The sequence below is a fragment of the Streptomyces sp. NRRL S-350 genome (assembly GCF_000719705.1).
Lineage (GTDB): Bacteria > Actinomycetota > Actinomycetes > Streptomycetales > Streptomycetaceae > Kitasatospora.
Window position 1 is genome coordinate 1 of the sequence record NZ_JOHO01000091.1, and the last position, 17,377, is coordinate 17,377.

At 73.4% G+C, this 17,377-nt stretch carries 14 protein-coding genes and 1 tRNA gene; 9 read left to right on the forward strand and 6 right to left on the reverse strand.

Annotation, left to right across the window (positions count from 1 at the left end; genetic code table 11):
* Positions 1-94 precede the first annotated feature (94 nt).
* Complete coding sequence (locus tag IF30_RS0137640) at positions 95-1,183, reverse strand: TOMM precursor leader peptide-binding protein (protein ID WP_051712069.1); 1,089 nt, start codon at positions 1,181-1,183, stop codon at positions 95-97.
* A gap of 255 nt (positions 1,184-1,438) precedes the next feature.
* Here IF30_RS0137640 and IF30_RS0137645 point away from each other — a divergent pair, with 255 nt between their 5' ends.
* Complete coding sequence (locus tag IF30_RS0137645) at positions 1,439-2,167, forward strand: M48 family metallopeptidase (protein ID WP_234322990.1); 729 nt, start codon at positions 1,439-1,441, stop codon at positions 2,165-2,167.
* A 72-nt stretch (positions 2,168-2,239) separates the two neighbouring features.
* Here the strand turns inward: IF30_RS0137645 and IF30_RS0137650 are convergent, their stop codons facing one another.
* A complete protein-coding gene (locus tag IF30_RS0137650) occupies positions 2,240-2,821 on the reverse strand; it encodes an NUDIX hydrolase (RefSeq protein WP_030247105.1) in 582 nt (193 codons plus the stop codon).
* The gene (locus IF30_RS0137655; protein WP_030247107.1) at positions 2,818-4,371 is read right to left on the reverse strand and encodes a zinc-dependent metalloprotease; all 1,554 of its coding nucleotides are present in this window, start codon (positions 4,369-4,371) and stop codon (positions 2,818-2,820) included. Before IF30_RS0137655 ends, IF30_RS0137650 begins: the two co-directional genes overlap by 4 nt.
* 197 nt (positions 4,372-4,568) lie before the next feature.
* Here IF30_RS0137655 and IF30_RS0137660 point away from each other — a divergent pair, with 197 nt between their 5' ends.
* The 4 genes from IF30_RS0137660 to IF30_RS0137675 all read left to right on the forward strand — a co-directional run bounded on the left by IF30_RS0137660 (position 4,569) and on the right by IF30_RS0137675 (position 7,873).
* Positions 4,569-5,717, forward strand: coding sequence for an NAD-dependent epimerase/dehydratase family protein (locus IF30_RS0137660; RefSeq protein ID WP_030247109.1), 1,149 nt, complete (start codon positions 4,569-4,571; stop codon positions 5,715-5,717).
* A gap of 157 nt (positions 5,718-5,874) precedes the next feature.
* Positions 5,875-6,315 (forward strand): molybdenum cofactor biosynthesis protein MoaE, encoded by a 441-nt coding sequence (locus IF30_RS0137665; RefSeq protein WP_234322991.1) that lies wholly within the window; start codon positions 5,875-5,877, stop codon positions 6,313-6,315.
* 208 nt (positions 6,316-6,523) lie between these two features.
* On the forward strand, positions 6,524-6,715 hold the full coding sequence (locus tag IF30_RS0137670; protein ID WP_030247113.1) for a hypothetical protein: 192 nt from the start codon (positions 6,524-6,526) through the stop codon (positions 6,713-6,715).
* A 42-nt stretch (positions 6,716-6,757) separates the two neighbouring features.
* Positions 6,758-7,873, forward strand: coding sequence for a PDZ domain-containing protein (locus IF30_RS0137675; RefSeq protein WP_030247115.1), 1,116 nt, complete (start codon positions 6,758-6,760; stop codon positions 7,871-7,873).
* A 36-nt stretch (positions 7,874-7,909) separates the two neighbouring features.
* Here IF30_RS0137675 and IF30_RS0137680 read toward each other — a convergent pair whose 3' ends face one another.
* Positions 7,910-8,482, reverse strand: a complete 573-nt coding sequence (locus tag IF30_RS0137680) for a PPA1309 family protein (protein ID WP_030247118.1) — start codon at positions 8,480-8,482, stop codon at positions 7,910-7,912.
* 214 nt (positions 8,483-8,696) lie between these two features.
* Here IF30_RS0137680 and IF30_RS0137685 point away from each other — a divergent pair, with 214 nt between their 5' ends.
* The 3 genes from IF30_RS0137685 (at position 8,697) to IF30_RS0137695 (ending at position 14,187) form a co-directional block, all read left to right on the forward strand.
* The gene (locus IF30_RS0137685) at positions 8,697-11,693 is read left to right on the forward strand and encodes a UPF0182 family protein (RefSeq protein WP_030247119.1); all 2,997 of its coding nucleotides are present in this window, start codon (positions 8,697-8,699) and stop codon (positions 11,691-11,693) included.
* Between the two features lie 81 nt (positions 11,694-11,774).
* A tRNA-Met gene (locus IF30_RS0137690) sits at positions 11,775-11,848 on the forward strand.
* A 365-nt stretch (positions 11,849-12,213) separates the two neighbouring features.
* A complete protein-coding gene (locus tag IF30_RS0137695) occupies positions 12,214-14,187 on the forward strand; it encodes a tetratricopeptide repeat protein (protein WP_234322992.1) in 1,974 nt (657 codons plus the stop codon).
* A 118-nt stretch (positions 14,188-14,305) separates the two neighbouring features.
* Here the strand turns inward: IF30_RS0137695 and IF30_RS0137700 are convergent, their stop codons facing one another.
* A complete protein-coding gene (locus IF30_RS0137700) occupies positions 14,306-14,719 on the reverse strand; it encodes a Fur family transcriptional regulator (protein ID WP_030247124.1) in 414 nt (137 codons plus the stop codon).
* 104 nt (positions 14,720-14,823) lie between these two features.
* Here IF30_RS0137700 and IF30_RS0137705 point away from each other — a divergent pair, with 104 nt between their 5' ends.
* Positions 14,824-16,299, forward strand: a complete 1,476-nt coding sequence (locus IF30_RS0137705; protein WP_030247126.1) for a catalase — start codon at positions 14,824-14,826, stop codon at positions 16,297-16,299.
* A 109-nt stretch (positions 16,300-16,408) separates the two neighbouring features.
* Here the strand turns inward: IF30_RS0137705 and hisN are convergent, their stop codons facing one another.
* Entirely contained in the window at positions 16,409-17,206 is a 798-nt protein-coding gene (gene hisN / locus IF30_RS0137710; protein WP_030247128.1) for a histidinol-phosphatase, read from the reverse strand.
* Positions 17,207-17,377 lie beyond the last annotated feature (171 nt).

The window sequence follows — 17,377 nt, forward strand, 5'->3', positions numbered from 1 at the left end:
GGATCTCCACTATCCTCTTCGTCGGCAGCGTCAGATGTGTATAAGAGACAGGCCCTCGACCCTGCCCCCCGCCTCTCGTTCGTCCCGGGTCGTCTCACCCCGGGGGTAGCGGCTGCCAGAGGCACCCGCAGTCCGGGTGGCCGCGCAACCGCAGTCGGCGGGCCATGCCGTCGGCCGCCGACACCTCGCACCACCCGTCGACGCTCGGCGGGCGGCCGCCGTCCAGGTACACCTGCACCTGCAGCGCGGCCAGCCCGGCGACCGTCGTCGCCAGAGCCGTGTCGCAGGCCGGTGTACGGGCCCGACCCGGGCCCTCGTGCGCCAGCTGGGCCAGTACCCGCGGCCAGGCCGCGTCCTCGTCCTCCCGGCGCAGCACCAGGCAGTGCCCGCACGCCGACATCCCGGGGATCACCAGCGGCCCGACGACGCCGAACTCCTCGACCACGCCCACGTACAGATGCGGCACCCCGGCCCGGAGCAGCAGCCTGGCCTCGTACGTCCCGCCCGCGAAGGCGGCACTGCCGTCCCGCGGCGCGAGGACCACGAAGTCCGGTGGTGGATCACCCGGCCTGCGGCGGGGTGCCGGTGCGGCCGACCGGCCCGTGGCGCGCTGCACCGCCTCGCGCGCCGCCGTGGCGCGCAGCCGCCCGATGTCCGCGGGTGGCAGCCCAGCGGGGGAGCAGTCGCCCGGTTTCACCCGGCCGCCGTCGGCGACGGTGACCGTGCCCGTTCCGCCCGCGGCGAGCACCGCCGCCACTGCGGCGCCGACCCGGCCTGCGCCGCGAACCTCGATCCGGGCGTCGGCCCGGCGGCCCAGGACCGCCGGGCCCGCGCCCGGGCCGGAGTGGACGAGGGAGAGCGAGGCGAGGTCGGGCCCGAGCAGGTCCCGCTGCGGCTGGGGGAAGCGGGCCAGCGCCGTCTCGGCCGCCTCCGCGTCGTCCAGCAGCCCGGTCTCCTCGAGTTCGGTCAGGAGCGTGTCGGCGGGCTCCCGGCCGAGCCCGATCCGCTCGCCGGCCTCCAGGAGTTCGGGTCGGCCGCGCGTGCCGTCGAGCAGCCCGAGGAACTCGCACAGCGTCTGGTCGGCGTTGCCGAGCACCCCCGCGAAGCGGGTGACGGTGCCGAACTGCAGGGTCTCGGAGTTCCGCCAGCTGCGGGACAGAGCGGGCTTCAAGGCGAGGCGCACGACGATCTCCCTTCCGATCGTTTCCGGACGGCTGACCGCAGCATGCCCCATCGTGGCGGTGGCGTGCGGAAAGTTATCCACAGGGCCGTGCGCATGGTCGCATGATCGGTTCGCACTCCCTGTGGATAACCGGCGATCCGTCTCGGCGTCGGTTTCCGGACACCCGTCGTCGACTTTTCGTTCGCGATCACTCCATGAAAGATTCCGGCCGGGGCAGCGGACTTCTGTCCGTGGTACCGGGTAACGTCGTGTGCCATGGCAGCCGAACGGGACTCCCATCCACCGGCGTCGCGTCGGCGTGCCCGTGCGGCATCCGGGTCACAGACGGCGACGCCGAACACGCGCGGGCGCCCGGACCAGCCGCAGCAGCCGAGGCCGGCGCCGCAGCAGCACCCGTCGGCGGGGGCCGCCTCCCCGGAGCCGCTCGACCGCGGCCGGGTCGAGGTGCGGCGCAGTGCCCGCCGCAGCCGCACCGTCTCCGCCTACCGCGAGGGCGACCGCACCGTCGTGCTGATCCCGGCCCGGATGTCGCACGCCGAGGAGCAGCGCTGGGTCGCGCAGATGCTGGAGAAGCTCGCCGCCCAGGAGTCCCGGCGGATCCCCGGGGACGAGGCCCTGATGGCCCGGGCCCGTGAGCTGTCGGCGGTCTACCTGGACGGCCGCGCCCACCCCGCCCACGTCCGCTGGGTCACCAACCAGAACTCCCGCTGGGGCTCCTGCACGCCGAGCGAGGGCACGATCCGCCTCTCCCACCGGCTCCAGGGCATGCCGGAGTACGTGTTGGACTACGTGCTGCTGCACGAGTTGGCGCACCTGCTGGTGCCGGACCACGGCCCGGCGTTCTGGGCGCTGCTGGAGGCCTACCCCCGGACGGAGCGGGCCCGCGGCTACCTGGAGGGCGTGGTCTCGGCCGCCCGTCTGCCGCACGTCCCCGGCGCCCGGCACGCGTCGCCCGGACCGGATCCGGCCGCCTCCTGCGGCTGAGGACGGCTTCGGAGGGCATGGAAGAGGGGGCGCGGGTCGTATCGGCCCGCGCCCCCTCTTCGAGGTCTCACCTCAACCGGTCAGCTGCCGCGCCCGCGCCACCAGGTCGCGCACCGAGTGGTCGGTGAGCTCCGGCAGGCGGTCGTAGTCGAACCAGCGCAGGTCCAGCGACTCCTCGCTGATCAGTGCCTGGGCGCCGGCCGGGGCCAGGGCGATGTACTGGACGTCCAGGTGGGTGTTCTCCGGACGGTCCTTGCCGGTGCAGCGGACGAGGTGGCGGTCCAGCTTGGCCGGTACGGGGGCGCCGTCCGCCGCGAGCAGGACCAGGTCGGGGATGCCGGACTCCTCGACGGCCTCGCGCAGCGCCGCCGAGGCGAGGTCGCGGTCGTCGGGCTCGCAGTGGCCGCCCATCTGCAGCCACATGCCGACCTTGGGGTGCAGGGTGAGCAGCACCCGCCCGGCTGCCGGGTCGACGACCGCCGCGCTCGCGGTGACGTGCGCGGGCAGGCACGACCGGTACAGGCCGTCGGGCTGTGCGGCCAGGTGCTCCAGGTAGTCGAGCCGCAGCCGTTCCTGGTCGGCGTCGGCGGGCCGCCAGGCGGTCAGGGTGCGGACGGCGTCCGAGTGCAGGGTGGACGATGCGGTGTCCGTCATGCGGTGGGCTCGTCCTTCCCGTCGGCGCCGGTCCCGGTGCCGGGGTCGGTGCCGTCGGTCCTGGGCTTCTCGCCGCCCTTGGTGAGGTCGGGCTTGCCGGCCGCGGCCTCGCCGAGCAGCTTGTCGAGCGCGTCGAAGTCGAAGCCGCCCTCCAGGCCGTCCGCGGAGCCGCGGTGCACGAAGGCGTCCGGGTCGTCCAGGTCGGCGGCGGTGGGCAGCATGTCCGGGTGCTCCCAGAGTGCGTCGCGGCCCTCGGTGCCGCGGGCGTCGGCGAGCAGCGCCCACAGCCGGGACGCGTCGCGCAGCCGGCGCGGGCGCAGTTCCAGGCCGACCAGGGTGGCGAAGGTCTGCTCGGCGGGGCCGCCGGCCGCGCGGCGGCGGCGGACGGTCTCGCGCAGCGCTCCGGCCTGCGGCAGGTGCGGTTGGGCGGCGGCGTGCACGACGGCGTCGACCCAGCCCTCGACCAGGGCGAGGGCGGTCTCCAGGCGGGCGAGCGCGGCCTTCTGCTCGGGGGTGTCCTCGGGCTGGAGCAGGCCGCCGGCCAGGGCCTCCTGGAGTGCCTCGGGGTTGCTCGGGTCGAGCTGGCCGACGAGCTCCTCCATGCGGGAGGTGTCGACCTTGATGCCGCGGGCGTAGGCCTCGACGGCGCCCAGCAGGTGGGCGCGCAGCCACGGCACGTGGGCGAAGAGGCGCTGGTGGGCGGCCTCGCGCAGGGCGAGGTAGAGGCGGACCTCGTCGGCGGGGACGTTCAGGCCCTCGCCGAACTCGGCGACGTTCTGCGGCAGCAGCGCGGCCTTGCCGGCCGGGGCGAGCGGCAGGCCGATGTCGGCGGAGCCGACGACCTCGCCGGCGAGCGCGCCGAGCGCCTGGCCGATCTGGGTGCCGAACATGGCGCCGCCCATGGAGCGCATCATGCCCATCAGCGGGCCGGCCATGGCCTGCATCTCCTCGGGCAGGACGCCGCCCATGGCGTTGCCGACGCGCTCGGCGACCGGGTCGACCAGGTCCTTCCAGACCGGGAGGGTGGCTTCGACCCACTCGGCGCGGCTCCAGGCGACCGCGCCGGCGGCGCCGGAGGGGAACTCGGTGGAGCCGTCGAGCCACAGGTCGGCGAGGCGGACGGCCTCGGCGACGGCGGAGCGCTCGGCGGCGCTGACGGAGCGGTCCTTGCTCTTGCCCTCGGCGGGTTCGGCGACGACGGTCTGGCGGGCGATGTTGGTCGCGAGGTCCCAGTTCACCGGGCCGCCCTCGAACGAGAGCATCTGTCCGAGCTGCTGGAACGCGGCGCCGAGGTCGCCGGGGTTCATGCCGCCGAACATCGCGGCGAAGGGGTTGTCGGCTCCGGCGCCGCCGGGGCCGCCCGGGGCGCCGGGCATGCCGAAGATCGCGCCGAAGGGGTTGCCGCCGCCGAAGCCGAACGGCTGGGGGCCGGTGCCGGAGTCGCCGCCGGACTGGTCCTGGTCCTTCTTCTTCTGCGCGTCGTCGGGCTTGGCCTTGCCGTCCTCGGGCTCCTCGGGCGGAACCCCGAATCCGAAGGGAAGGTCGCTCACGGGGTCCTCGATCCGGTCGGCCGTCATGCGGGTGGGGCGGGAAACTCTGTGCCCGGGGCGGCGGCGGAGGGGGACTCGGGGGCGGCTTCCGCACGGCTGGCCCGCGCCGGGTGCACCGCCGGGCCTTCGCCTCGGGCAGGATGGGCGTACGTGACACACGTCCGTACGCACATAAAGCTAACCGTGGAGGATGGTCGGTGAGTTCCCCGCCCTCGGACGTTCGCTCTGGGCTGACCGGAGGAGAGGACGCGCCGGACACCACGGCGTCGCCGCCTCCAGCCTACGGCGGGCGGCCGCTGACCGTGGCGGTGACGGGTGCCGCCGGTGTGCTGGGCGAGCGGGTCGCGGCGCGTCTGGTGGCCTCCCCGCACGTGCGGAAGGTGCTGGCGGTGGACGACCGGCGCGGTGACGTGCCGGGCGTGCAGTGGCGGGTGCTGGACGTCCGGGATCCCGCGGTGGCCGAGCGGCTGGCCGGGGTCGACGTCGTGGTGCACCTGGCGATGGACTTCGGGATGGAGTCCGACCCGCGGGCCCGCAGCGCCTACAACGTGCGCGGCGCGCAGACGGTGCTGACCGCGGCCGCGGCCGCCGGGGTGCACCGGGTGGTGCTGTGCACCTCGGCGATGGTCTACGGCGCGCTGGCCGACAACGAGGTGCCGTTGGCGGAGGACTCCGAGCTGCGGGCGACCGAGGAGGCCTCGCTGGTCGGGGAGCTGCTGGAGATCGAGCGGCTGGCCCGCCGGGCTCCGCGTGCCCACCCGGGGCTGCAGGTGACGGTGCTGCGCCCGGCCGTGGTGGTGGGCCCCGGCGTGGACACCGTGCTGACCCGGCACTTCGAGGCGCCCCGGCTGCTGGTGGTGGCGGGCTCGCGCCCGTGCTGGCAGTTCTGTCACGTGGACGACCTGGCGGCGGCGCTGGAGTACGCGGCGCTGGGCCTGGTCGAGGGCGAGGTGACGGTCGGCTGTGACGGCTGGCTGGAGCAGGAGGACGTGGAGCGGCTGTCGGGGATCCGGCGGATGGAGCTGCCGGCCGCGCTGGCGCTCGGGACGGCGGCGCGGCTGCACCGGCTGGGTCTGACCCCGGCTCCGGCGGGGGACCTGGCCTACACGATGTACCCGTGGGTGGTGTCCGGCAGCCGGCTGCACGAGGCGGGCTGGCGGCCGGCGCACACCAACGAGCAGGTGCTGGCCGAGCTGTTGGCGCAGGTGTCCGGCAAGCACGCGGTGGCCGGGCGCCGGCTGGGCGGGAAGGAGGCGGCGACCAGCCTGGGGGCGGCCGGGGCGACGGTGGCGCTGGTGGGTACGGCGGCGCTGGTGCGCCGGGCGCGCAAGCGGCGCCGGTTCTGAGCCGGTGCCGGCCGCCTGGTCGGCGCCCTTTCCCGTCTTTCTCGTCTCTTTCCCGTCGGGCCCTTCTCGTCCCGCTCTTTCTCACGATGCGAAATTCCCACATCGTGATGCGGAAGGCTCTTGCCTCCAGTGGTGTCGGATGAGGAATCATGGGGTCATGTCCGAGAACCACGACCCCATCCGCCTGCTCGCCGTTCGCGACACCCCGCTCTCGCTGGACGAGGTGTACGAGGCGGTCGGTGACGACGCGGCCGGCGGCACCACCGTCTTCGTCGGGACGGTCCGTGACCACGACGGCGGCAAGTCGGTCGCCGCGCTGGAGTACAGCTGCCACCCCACCGCCGAGCAGGAGATGCGGCGGATCGCCGAGAAGGTCGTCGCGGACTTCCCGGTCCGGGCGCTCGCCGCGGTCCACCGGATCGGCCGGCTGGAGATCACCGACAAGGCCGTGATCGTCGCCGTCTCCTGCGCGCACCGCGGCGAGGCCTTCGCCGCCGCCCGGCGGCTGATCGACGACCTCAAGCACGAGGTGCCGATCTGGAAGCACCAGGTCTTCGCCGACGGTGAGGAGGAGTGGGTCGGCGCCGACGGGTGCTGAGCCCGGCGGTTCGGCGCAACCGGCCGCACGTCGCGCGCGTCTGTCGGGTCAGGCGCGCCGGTGCCTCACTCGAACGGGTCCGCGGCGGTGCCCCGAATACTCCCTGGAAGTGAGCCGATCGGCCGTCCCGTAACCCGGACGGCGCCGGCCGCGTTGTCCGCCGGAGTGGTTAATCTGCTCATAGACACGACGAGCTGGGAGTACTGACATGGGTGCGCTCGCCTGGCTGATCATTCCGGTAGTCGCCGTCCTTCTCGCCGCCCTCTGGGCGGGCTGGGCCCAGCGGGCTCCGCGGGCCACGGGGGATCCGGCCTCACTCGCCGAGCACCGGCGCTTCATGGCCGCCATGGAGCGCACCACGGCCGGGACCGCGGCCCCCGGCGAGCGCGTCGGCCGGTAGCCCGGCGGGCGCCGCTTCACCCGCGTCCCGTACTGTCGACGCATGCCACGCCGCTCCGCGACGATGCTCGCTGCCACCCTCCTGCTCATAGCGCTGCTCTGCGTCTCGGTGCTGATGAAGGTGCCGTACACGGAGATGAGCCCGGGGCCGACGTACAACACGCTCGGCAACCAGGGGGGCAAGCCGGTGATCAGCATCACGGGGCACGACTCCTACCCGACCACCGGGCACCTCAACATGACGACCGTCCAGGTCACCGGGGCCAAGTACGAGCCCAGCCTGGTCAACGCGGTGGTCGGCTGGCTGCGCGGCGACGTGCTGGTGGTGCCGCACGACAACGTCTACCCGAAGGGGCAGACGGACGCCGACGCCAAGAAGCAGAACGCCGAGGAGTTCGCCTCCTCCGAGGACAGCGCCCGCACCGCCGCGCTCAAGCAGCTGGGCGTGCCGGTCGGCAACGAGCTGATCGTCAAGACCGTCACCGCCGGCGCCCCGGCCGAGGGCCGGCTGCACGCGGGCGACCAGATCGTCGCCGTCGACGGGGCGCCGGTCGGCTCGGTCGACCAGGTGGTCGCCGCCGTCACCAAGCACAAGCCGGGCGAGTCCGTGGTCTTCACCGTCGTGCCGCGGGTCAAGGACGCGGCCGGCACCGGTGGCGCCGCCCCGGGGACCAGGACCGACGTCACCGTCCCGACCGTGCGCGCCAAGGACCTCGACCCGAAGGCCCCCGCCGAGCGGGCCGAGCTGGCGGTGGTCGGCATCGGCACCGGGATCCGGCACACCTATCCGTTCCAGATCGACATCGGCCTGCAGGACGTGGGCGGCCCGAGTGCCGGCTTGATGTTCTCGCTCGGCATCATCGACAAGCTGACCCCGGGCGGAGACCTCACCGGCGGCCGGTTCGTCGCGGGCACCGGCACCATCGACGACGACGGCAAGGTCGGCCCGATCGGCGGGATCTCGATGAAGCTGATCGCCGCCCGGGACGCCGGGGCCCAGTACTTCTTCACCCCGTCCTCGAACTGCGCCGAGGCCACCAAGAGCATTCCGTCCGGGCTGACCCTGATCAGGACGGACACCCTGGACGGCGCGTTGAAGTCGCTGGAGCAGATCCGCTCCGGGCAGACCTCCGCACTGCCCGCCTGCCCCGCCGCGTAGGGGCCGGCCGCGGCGGGCCCCCACGCGGCGCGGTCGTCAGGAGAAGGTCGCCAGCAGCGCGTCGGTCAGGCCGGGCACCAGGTCCGGGCCGGTCAGCACCTCGCGGGCGACGTCCTTGGAGCGCAGCCGCAGGGCGATCTCCTTCCGGCCGTCGCGCAGCACGGCGGCGGTGATCCGCACCTCCTCGCGCTTGGGGTGGTTGGCCACCCAGTCGGCGAGCTGGGCGTCGGTGGCACCCCGCGGGCGGGACTGCTCGGCGCCCGGCGGCAGCATCAGGCGCTCGACGACGAGGGCGCAGCCGGCCACGGCGTCGGGCCAGGCGATGGTGCCGAGGAACTTGTCCAGCTCCATGCCGGCCGGCAGCTCGTCCTGCTCGACCGGGGTGAGGCCGGGCTCGTCGCCGGCGGAGAGGCCGAGCTGCTCGGCGATCCGGGGGTCGGCCTTGCGCAGGGCGGCGCTGTCCACCAGGGCGAACAGCCGGGCCGGGAGGTCCCAGCCGAGGGTGGCGGCGTACTCGTCGATCTCCAGCGCGGCCCGGGTGAGCGGGGTGGCGGCCGGGAGCTTGGAGACGTCGTCGGGGGAGTTGTTCAGATCAGACGCGTCGGACATGCCCCAATCCTCACACGGCGGGCGGGGCACGGCCGCCGGGCGGTCCGGCGGGACGGGCCGGGCGGTCCGGGCGGGCCCGGGGTGAGGGCGCCGGGGGCGGGGGCCGCCGTAACCGTCTGCTAACGGTGGGAACTCGACCGAAGCCTGGTTAAGTTGCTCTGACGACCGACCGATTCCCAGACGACACAGCTGAGGTGCCACCGTGGTATTCCAGATGCCGGAACGCTCAGGGCCGGGTTTCCGGCGAAGGGTAGGGCCGCCCTCCCGGCGGGCGCGGGTGGCCCTGCTGACCCTGGGCGTACTCGCGGTGCTGTTCCTGCTGTTCGTCATGTTCGCGGGCTTCTGGACGGACTGGCTGTGGTTCAGGTCGGTCCACTACTCCTCGGTGTTCACCACCCAGCTGTGGACGAAGATCGGGCTGTTCGGCGTGTTCGGCCTGCTGATGGCGGTGATCGTCGGCTTCAACATCTGGCTGGCGCACCGGCTCCGGCCACCGCTGTCGGCGATGTCGGTGGAGCAGCAGAGCCTGGACCGCTACCGGGCGGGCCTGGCGCCGTTCAAGCGCTGGGCGCTCGTCGGCGTCTCGCTGGTGATCGGCCTGGTGGCGGGCGCCGCGGCGTCCGGGCAGTGGCGGACCTGGCTGATGTGGACGAACGCGACGTCCTTCGGTGAGAAGGACGCCCAGTTCGGCATGGACGTCTCCTTCTACGCCTTCGACCTGCCGTTCTACGAGTTCGTGCTGGGCTTCGCGTTCAGTGCGGTGATCGTGTCGCTGCTGACGTCGGCGCTGGTGCACTACCTGTACGGCGGGCTGCGGCTGCAGGGCCCGGGCCGGCGGGCGAGCGCGGGCGCGCAGGGGCACCTCGCGGTGCTGCTGGGCGTGTTCGTGCTGCTGAAGGCCGTCGCCTACTGGCTGGACCGGTACGCGCTGGCGGTCAAGACCGGTTCGTACAAGGGCGTCTCGGGCTGGACGGGCCTGCGCTACGTGGACGCCAACGCGTTCCTGCCGGCGAAGACCATCCTGTTCTTCGTCGCGATCATCTGCGCGGTGCTGTTCTTCCTGACGCCGATCCGCCGCACCTGGGCGCCGGCCCTGATCGGGCTGGGGCTGATGGTGCTGTCGGCGGTGCTGATCGGCGGCCTGTACCCGGCGATCGTGCAGCAGTTCCAGGTCAAGCCGAACGAGCAGGCCAAGGAGACGCCGTACATCCAGAAGAACATCGACGCGACGCGGCAGGCGTACGGGATCGCGGCGGCGCAGACCACGCCGTACAGCCCGCAGGGCTCGACCAGCGGTGACGCCCTCAAGCCGGACGCGCAGACCATCGCGGACGTCCGGCTGCTGGACCCGAATATCGTCTCGCAGACGTTCCAGTCGCTGGAGCAGCAGCGCAACTACTACGCCTTCCCGAGCACGCTGGACGTGGACCGCTACGGCAAGGGCGCGGACAAGCAGGACACCGTGATCGGCCTGCGCGAGCTCGACCTCAACGGCGTGCAGCGCAACTGGATCAACGACCACTTCAAGTACACCCACGGCTACGGCGCGGCCGTCGCCAAGGGCAACCAGGTCGACGACAAGGGCGGGCCGGTGTTCACCGAGTCCGGCCTGCCGGCCACCGGCGCGCTGGGCGACTACGAGCAGCGGATCTACTACGGCGAGAAGACGACGACGTACTCGATCGTCGGCGGCTCGAACAAGGAGATCGACTACACCGACGTCAAGACCGGCCAGAACGTGCAGTACACCTACGGCGGCGCCAGCGGTGTCTCGCTGGACAACCCGATCACCCGGGCCGCGTACGCGGTGCGCTTCACCGAGCCGCAGATCCTCTACGCGGGGGCGATCACCGACGGCGCCAAGGTGATCTACAACCGGACGCCGAAGGAGCGGGTGGAGAAGGTCGCGCCGTGGCTGTCGATCGACGCCGACCCGTACCCGGTGGTGCAGAACGGCCACGTGGTGTGGGTCGTCGACGGCTACACCACGTCGGACGGCTTCCCGTTCTCGTCGAAGACGACGCTGGGCGCCGCGACCAAGGACTCGCTGACCAACCAGCGCGGCGAACTGCTGACCGTCGCCAACCAGGTCAACTACATCCGCAACTCGGTCAAGGCCACGGTGGACGCCTACACCGGCGAGGTGAAGCTCTACCAGTGGGACGACAAGGACCCGGTGCTGAAGACCTGGATGAAGGCCTTCCCGGGCACCGTCGAGCCGAAGGCGGACATCCCGCAGTCGCTGCTGCCGCACCTGCGCTACCCGCAGGACATGTTCAAGGTGCAGCGCGACCTGCTCGGCCAGTACCACGTGACCGACGCCAACTCGTTCTTCAACGGCAGCGACATCTGGCAGGTCCCGGTGGACCCGACCAGTGACACCAAGCAGGTCCAGCCGCCGTACTACGTGACGGTGCGGATGCCGGACGCCGCCGCCGCGAGCTTCTCGCTGACCAGCACCTTCGTGCCCAACGGGCGCCCGAACCTGGCGGCGTTCATGGCCGTCAACGCGGATCCGGGCGACGACTACGGCAAGATCCGCGTCCTGAAGATGACGGGCGAGTCCGGTGCCCCCGGCCCCGGCCTGGTGCAGTCGAAGTTCAACTCCCGCCAGGAGGTGGCCTCGCAGATCTACGCGCTGAAGACCGGCGGCGACACCGAGCTGGAGTACGGCAACCTGCTGACCCTCCCGGTCGGCGGCGGGCTGCTCAACGTCGAGCCGGTGTACGTGCGCGGACGCGGCGCCAAGTACCCGACGCTGCAGAAGGTCCTGGCGGTGTACGGGGACGACAACGTGGCGTTCGAGAACACCCTGGAGGACGCGCTGAAGAAGCTGTTCGCCGGGCAGGCCCCGCCGGCGACGCCGGTCGCGCCGTCCAACCCGGGCAGCGGGACGGCCCCGACCGCCCCGACGACGCCGACCTCCCCGGCGACGCCGACGCCCGGGCCCACCGCACCGGCCACGCCGGCGCCGGGCGGCACGATCTCGCCGGAGCTGCAGAAGGCGCTCTCGGACGCGGCGAAGGCGTACGGCGACAGCCAGACCGCGTTCAAGAACGGCGACTGGGTGGCCTACGGCAACGCCCAGAAGGCCCTGGGCGACGCCCTGAAGGCGGCGGACGCCGCCCGGGGCGCCGGCCCGGCTCCGACCCCGGGTGCGACCCCAGCCCCGGGGGCCACCGGCACCGGATCGCCGAGCCCCCAGCCGTAGCCGCGGTGCCGGCTCCGGCCTGTCGACTGCGGTAACCGTTTTCCGTTCCACCCCGCGTCCGTGCTAGAGTTCAACTACCGACGCGGGGTGGAGCAGCTCGGTAGCTCGCTGGGCTCATAACCCAGAGGTCGCAGGTTCAAATCCTGTCCCCGCTACAAAGGCCAGAGGCCCGGAGGATCCTTCCTCCGGGCCTCTGGTGTTTCCGGGCCTTCTCCCCCGTAAGCGGTGGGAACCGCTCCGGTACTATCGACCGTCGCCAAGGAGGACGGCAGCGGGGTTTGTGAGGCGGAAGTGTCGGGAAATCGACAAAGCGCCGAAGCAATTTCGTCGGCTTCGGGTCGGCCCCGCCCGAATTCGGCCGGGGCAGGTGCACGCGGGTAGCGGGTGATGCGACGATGGGACACATGGGGGACGGCGCGCGGCCGCTGACCGGCCGTCGGGTCCGGCGCCTCTCCTGGCAGTCCCCCCGGCCGCTCGCCGGGACGCGATGCCGCGACACTCTGGGGGAGCGGGAGTCGGCATGAGGCTGATCGGCAAGTCAGGCGCCAAGTCCGCGGCAGCCGCCGAAGCGGACACCGACGCCTGGGCGGAGAGCCCGGAGAACCCCGACAGCCGCCCCGGAGCCCTGCCCGCCCAGCGCACCAGCGGACTGTCCGAGCGCCCCGCCCCCGGCTGCGGCCCCGACAGCCTCATCCACGTGCCCACCCGTCAGTACGCCGCCGCCGTCGGCGCGTACGGCGACCGGCCCGGCGAGGAGCCGGCCTCCGGCGCCGCGCTCGACCCGGCCGGCCTGGACCCCACCAGCTTCGAGACCGCCCTGGCCGCCCGGGAGTCCGCCGCGCTGGAAGCCCGGCACCGCCAGGCCGCCGACGACGGCGATCCGGACGCCGCCGGCCGGCTGGGCACCCTGCTGCTGCGCCGAGGCGACCTGGAGGACGCCGAGCCGTACCTGCGCGCCGCCGCGGCGGCCGGGGTGCGCGCGGCCGCCAACAACCTCGGCGTGCTGCTCCACCAGCAGGGTCACCGGGCCGAAGCCGGCCAGTGGTGGCGCCAGGCGGCCGTCGCCGGCAGCGCACCCGCCGCGCACGCGCTCGGACTGCAGCTGCGCGACCAGGGCGAGGAGGAGGCCGCCGAGTACTGGCTGCACTTCGCCGCCGACCACGGACACCCGCTGGGCGCCTACGCGCTGGGCGACCTGATGGAGCACCGACGCGACGTGCGGGCCGAACGCTGGTTCAAGGTCTCCGCCGACGCCGGGCACCGGGAGGCCGCCTACCGGCTCGCCCGGATGCGCGAGGCCGCCGGGGACAAGGAGACCGCCGAGGCCTGGTACCGCACCGCCGCCGCCCGCAGCCACGCCCGCGCCGCGCTGCGCCTGGGCGTGCTGCTGGAGGAGCGCGCCCGCACCGACCGGTCGCTGCTGGACGAGGCGGCCCGCTGGTACCGGCAGGCCGCCCAGAACGGGGAGCCGCGCGCCGCCTGCGCGCTGGGCTTCCTGCTGCGCGACTCCGGGGAGGTGGCCGCCGCCGCCGAATGGTGGCGCGAGGCCGCCGAGGCCGGGGACGGCAACGCCGCCAACGCCCTCGGCGCCCTGCACGCGAGCCGCGGCCGGGCCGGGGAGGCCGAGCGCTGGTACCGCGCCGCGCTGGACGCGGGCGACCAGAACGGGGCCTTCAACCTCGGCCTGCTCTGCGCCGCCACCGGCCGCGAGCAGCAGGCCGAGCAGTGGTACCGCCGGGCCGCGTACGCCGGGCACCGCGAGGCGTGCAACGCGCTGGCCGTGGTGCTCCTGCAGCGCGGCGACGAGTCCGGAGCCGAGCCGTGGTTCTCCAAGGCCGCCGAGGCCGGCAGCGTGGACGGCGCCTTCAACCTCGGCGTCCTGTACGCCGGACGAGGCGACCAGCGGCAGGCCCAGGAGTGGTACGCACGGGCCGCCGCCGAGGGGCACGGCGAGGCGGCGCTGCAGCTGGCCGTCGCCCAGGAGCAGCGCGGCAACCTGTCCGGGGCGCTGGAGCGCTACCGGCAGGCGGCGGCGGGCGGCTCGGCCGAGGGGGCGTTCCGGCTGGCGTCGCTGCTGGACCGCCGCGGGGACGCGGACGCGGAAGCCGAGCACTGGTACGCGCTCGCGGCCGACGCCGGGCACCGGCGGGCGCAGGTGCGGATGGGCGTGCGGGCGGCCGAGCGCGGGGCGCTGGAGATCGCCGAGAGCTGGTACCGGCGGGCCGCCGAGGCCGGAAGCCGCAGCGCCGCGTTCAACCTCGGGCTGCTGCTGGCCCGGCAGGACAGCGAGGCCGAGGCGATGCTCTGGTACACCCGGGCCGCCGACGCCGGGCACGGGCGGGCCGCCCTGCGCCTCGCGCTGCTGGCGCTGCGCCGGGGCGAGCCGGTGCAGGCGGAGAACTGGTGCCGGCGGGCGATCGACTCCGGGCCGGCCGAGGTCGCGGAGCGGGCCGGGCGGCTGCTGGGTGCGCTGCACGCGGAGCTGAGCGCTTAGCGAGCCGGGTGCGGCACGGGTGCGGCCAGGGTGCCGCCGGCGGGTCGTCGGTGGGCCTTCGGCGGCGCCGCGGCTCAGGAGCGGCCGGTCAGGGGCGCCGGGGTCAGGGGTGCCCGGGTCAGGGGCGGCAGTCGGGGCACCGGCCGCGGTAGGTGACCTCGGCGGCGGTGACGGCGAAGCCGTAGCGCTCGGCGGCGGGCAGTGCGGCGAGCGGATCGCCGTGCGGGTGGACGTCGCGGACGGCGCCGCAGTCGGAGCAGACCAGGTGCTGGTGGGCGCGGTGGGCGTTGGGGTCGTAGCGCCGGGCGCGGCCGTCGGTGGCGACTTCCAGGACCTCCCCGAGGGAGACGAGTTCGCCGAGCGTGTTGTAGACGGTGGCGCGGCTGATCTCGGGCAGTCGGGCCGCGGCCCTGGCGTGCACCTCGTCGGCGGTGAGGTGCACGTGCTCGCCGTCGAGGACCTCGGCCACGACGCGGCGCTGCGCGGTCAGCCGCCAGCCGCGCTCGCGCAGTCTCTCCAGCAGATCGCTCATGGCATCCAGAGTAAGCCAGGTCCGGTATTGGTGCCAGTGTTGACTTGGACAAAGTCCAAGTTAGGATCGTGTCATCACGACCGGATCCCGTGGAGGCACCCGTAATGACCACGCAGGACGAACTGCGCCCGACCCTCACCACCGAGGCGGGTGCCCCCGTCGCCGACAACCAGAACACCGAGACCGCGGGCGTCGGCGGCCCGGCCCTGATCCAGGACCAACTGCTCTTCGAGAAGCTCGCGCGCTTCAACCGCGAGCGGATCCCGGAGCGCGTGGTGCACGCCCGCGGCGCCGGGGCGTACGGCACCTTCACGGTGACCGCCGACGTGACGCCCTGGACCCGGGCGGCGTTCCTGTCCGAGGTCGGCAAGCAGACCGAGGTCTTCCTGCGCTTCTCCACCGTCGCGGGCAACCTCGGCGCGGCCGACGCGGTGCGCGACCCGCGCGGCTTCGCGCTGAAGTTCTACACCGAGGAGGGCAACTACGACCTCGTCGGCAACAACACCCCGGTGTTCTTCATCAAGGACGCCGTCAAGTTCCCCGACTTCATCCACACCCAGAAGCGCGACCCGTACACCGGCTCCCAGGAGGCCGACAACGTCTGGGACTTCTGGGGCCTGTCACCCGAGTCCACCCACCAGGTCACCTGGCTCTTCGGCGACCGCGGCATCCCGGCCTCGTACCGGCACATGAACGGCTACGGCTCGCACACCTACCAGTGGCAGAACGAGGCCGGCGAGCACTTCTGGGTCAAGTACCACTTCAAGACCGAGCAGGGCATCCGCAACCTCACCCAGGCCGAGGCCAACGCCCTCGCCGGCGAGGACCCGGACAGCCACCAGCGCGACCTGCGCGAGGCGATCGAGCGCGGCGAGCACCCCCGCTGGACGGTGCAGGTGCAGATCATGCCGGCGGCCGACGCCGCGGCCTACCGCTTCAACCCCTTCGACCTGACCAAGGTCTGGCCGCACGCCGACTACCCGCCGATCGAGATCGGCCGGCTGGAGCTCAACCGCAACCCCGACAACGTCTTCGCCGAGGTCGAGCAGTCGGTCTTCTCCCCGGCGCACTTCGTGCCCGGCATCGGCCCCTCCCCGGACAAGATGCTGCAGGGCCGCCTGTTCGCGTACGCCGACGCCCACCGCTACCGGGTCGGCATCAACGCCGACCACCTGCCGGTGAACCGCCCGCACGCCACCGAGGCCCGCACCAACGGCCGCGACGGCCACCTGTACGACGGACGCCACGGGCGGCAGAAGAACTACGAGCCGAACAGCTTCGGCGGCCCGGTGCAGACCGGCCGCCCGCTGTGGGCCGCGACCGCCGTCGACGGCACCACCGGCAGCCACGCCGCGCCCCTGCACGCCGAGGACGACGACTTCGGGCAGGCCGGCGCCCTGTACCGGCTGTACTCGCCGGAGGAGCAGCAGCGACTGATCGCCAACCTGGCCGGCTTCATCGCCAAGGTCTCGGCCGACCGCGAGGACATCGTGGAGCGGGCGGTCGACAACTTCCGCAAGGCCGACGCCGACTACGGGCAGCGGCTGGAGACGGCGGTCCGGGAGCTGCGCAAGCAGTAGGCGCGACCGGGCCGGACAAGCCGCAGGCCCGGTGACCGGCTCCCACCGGTCACCGGGCCTGCATCCACGGCGGGCCCGCCGGGCGGGCCGCCCCCGGCCGCCCGGGCCGTCAGACGCTCAGACGGCGCAGCGCCTCGTCGTGCAGCAGGCCGTTCGAGGCGACGGCGTCGGCGCCGCCGGGGCCGGGGACGCCGTCCAGGCCGGTGAAGCGGCCGCCGGCCTCCTCGACGATGACGCAGTTGGCCGCCATGTCCCACAGCGACAGCTCGGGCTCGGCGGCGATGTCGACGGCGCCCTCGGCGACCATCATGTACGACCAGAAGTCGCCGTAGGCGCGGGTGCGCCAGCAGGCCCGGGTGAGGTCCAGGAACGGGTCGAGGCGGCCGCGCTCCTCCCAGCCGGTGAGCGAGGAGTACGAGAAGGAGGCGTCCTCGATCCGGGAGACGCCGGACACGTGGATCCGGGAGGCCTTGGTCAGGCTGCGGCCGGCGAATGCGCCGAGGCCCTTGGCCGCCCACCAGCGGCGCTGCAGCGCGGGGGCCGAGACGATGCCGACCACCGGGCGCTCGACGCCGTCTGGGCCGTCCTCGAGCAGGGCGATCAGGGTGGCCCAGACCGGGACGCCCCGGATGTAGTTCTTGGTGCCGTCGATCGGGTCGATCACCCAGCGGCGCGGGCCGGAGCCCTGGAGGCCGAACTCCTCGCCGAGGACGGCGTCGCGCGGGCGGGCGCGCTGGAGCACGCTGCGCACGAGTTCCTCGGCGGCCTTGTCGGCGTCGCTGACCGGGGTGAGGTCGGGCTTGGTCTCGACCGCCAGGTCGAGGGCGCGGAAGCGGTCCAGGGTGACCGAGTCGGCCGAGTCGGCGAGGACGTGGGCGAGTCGGAGGTCGTCGTGGTAGTCGGCCATGTCCGAAACCCTAGCGAGCCCGCTCCGATCGGCACAGCCGGGCTCGCGGGGTGGGACGGCTTCGCGGCTAGTTGTACTGACCATGGAGGTTGGTGACGGGGTTCACGGCGTGGTGATCTTGAAATGAGTGAGGGCCTTCTGGCTCGGTGTGGATTGCGACATCTGCACCGG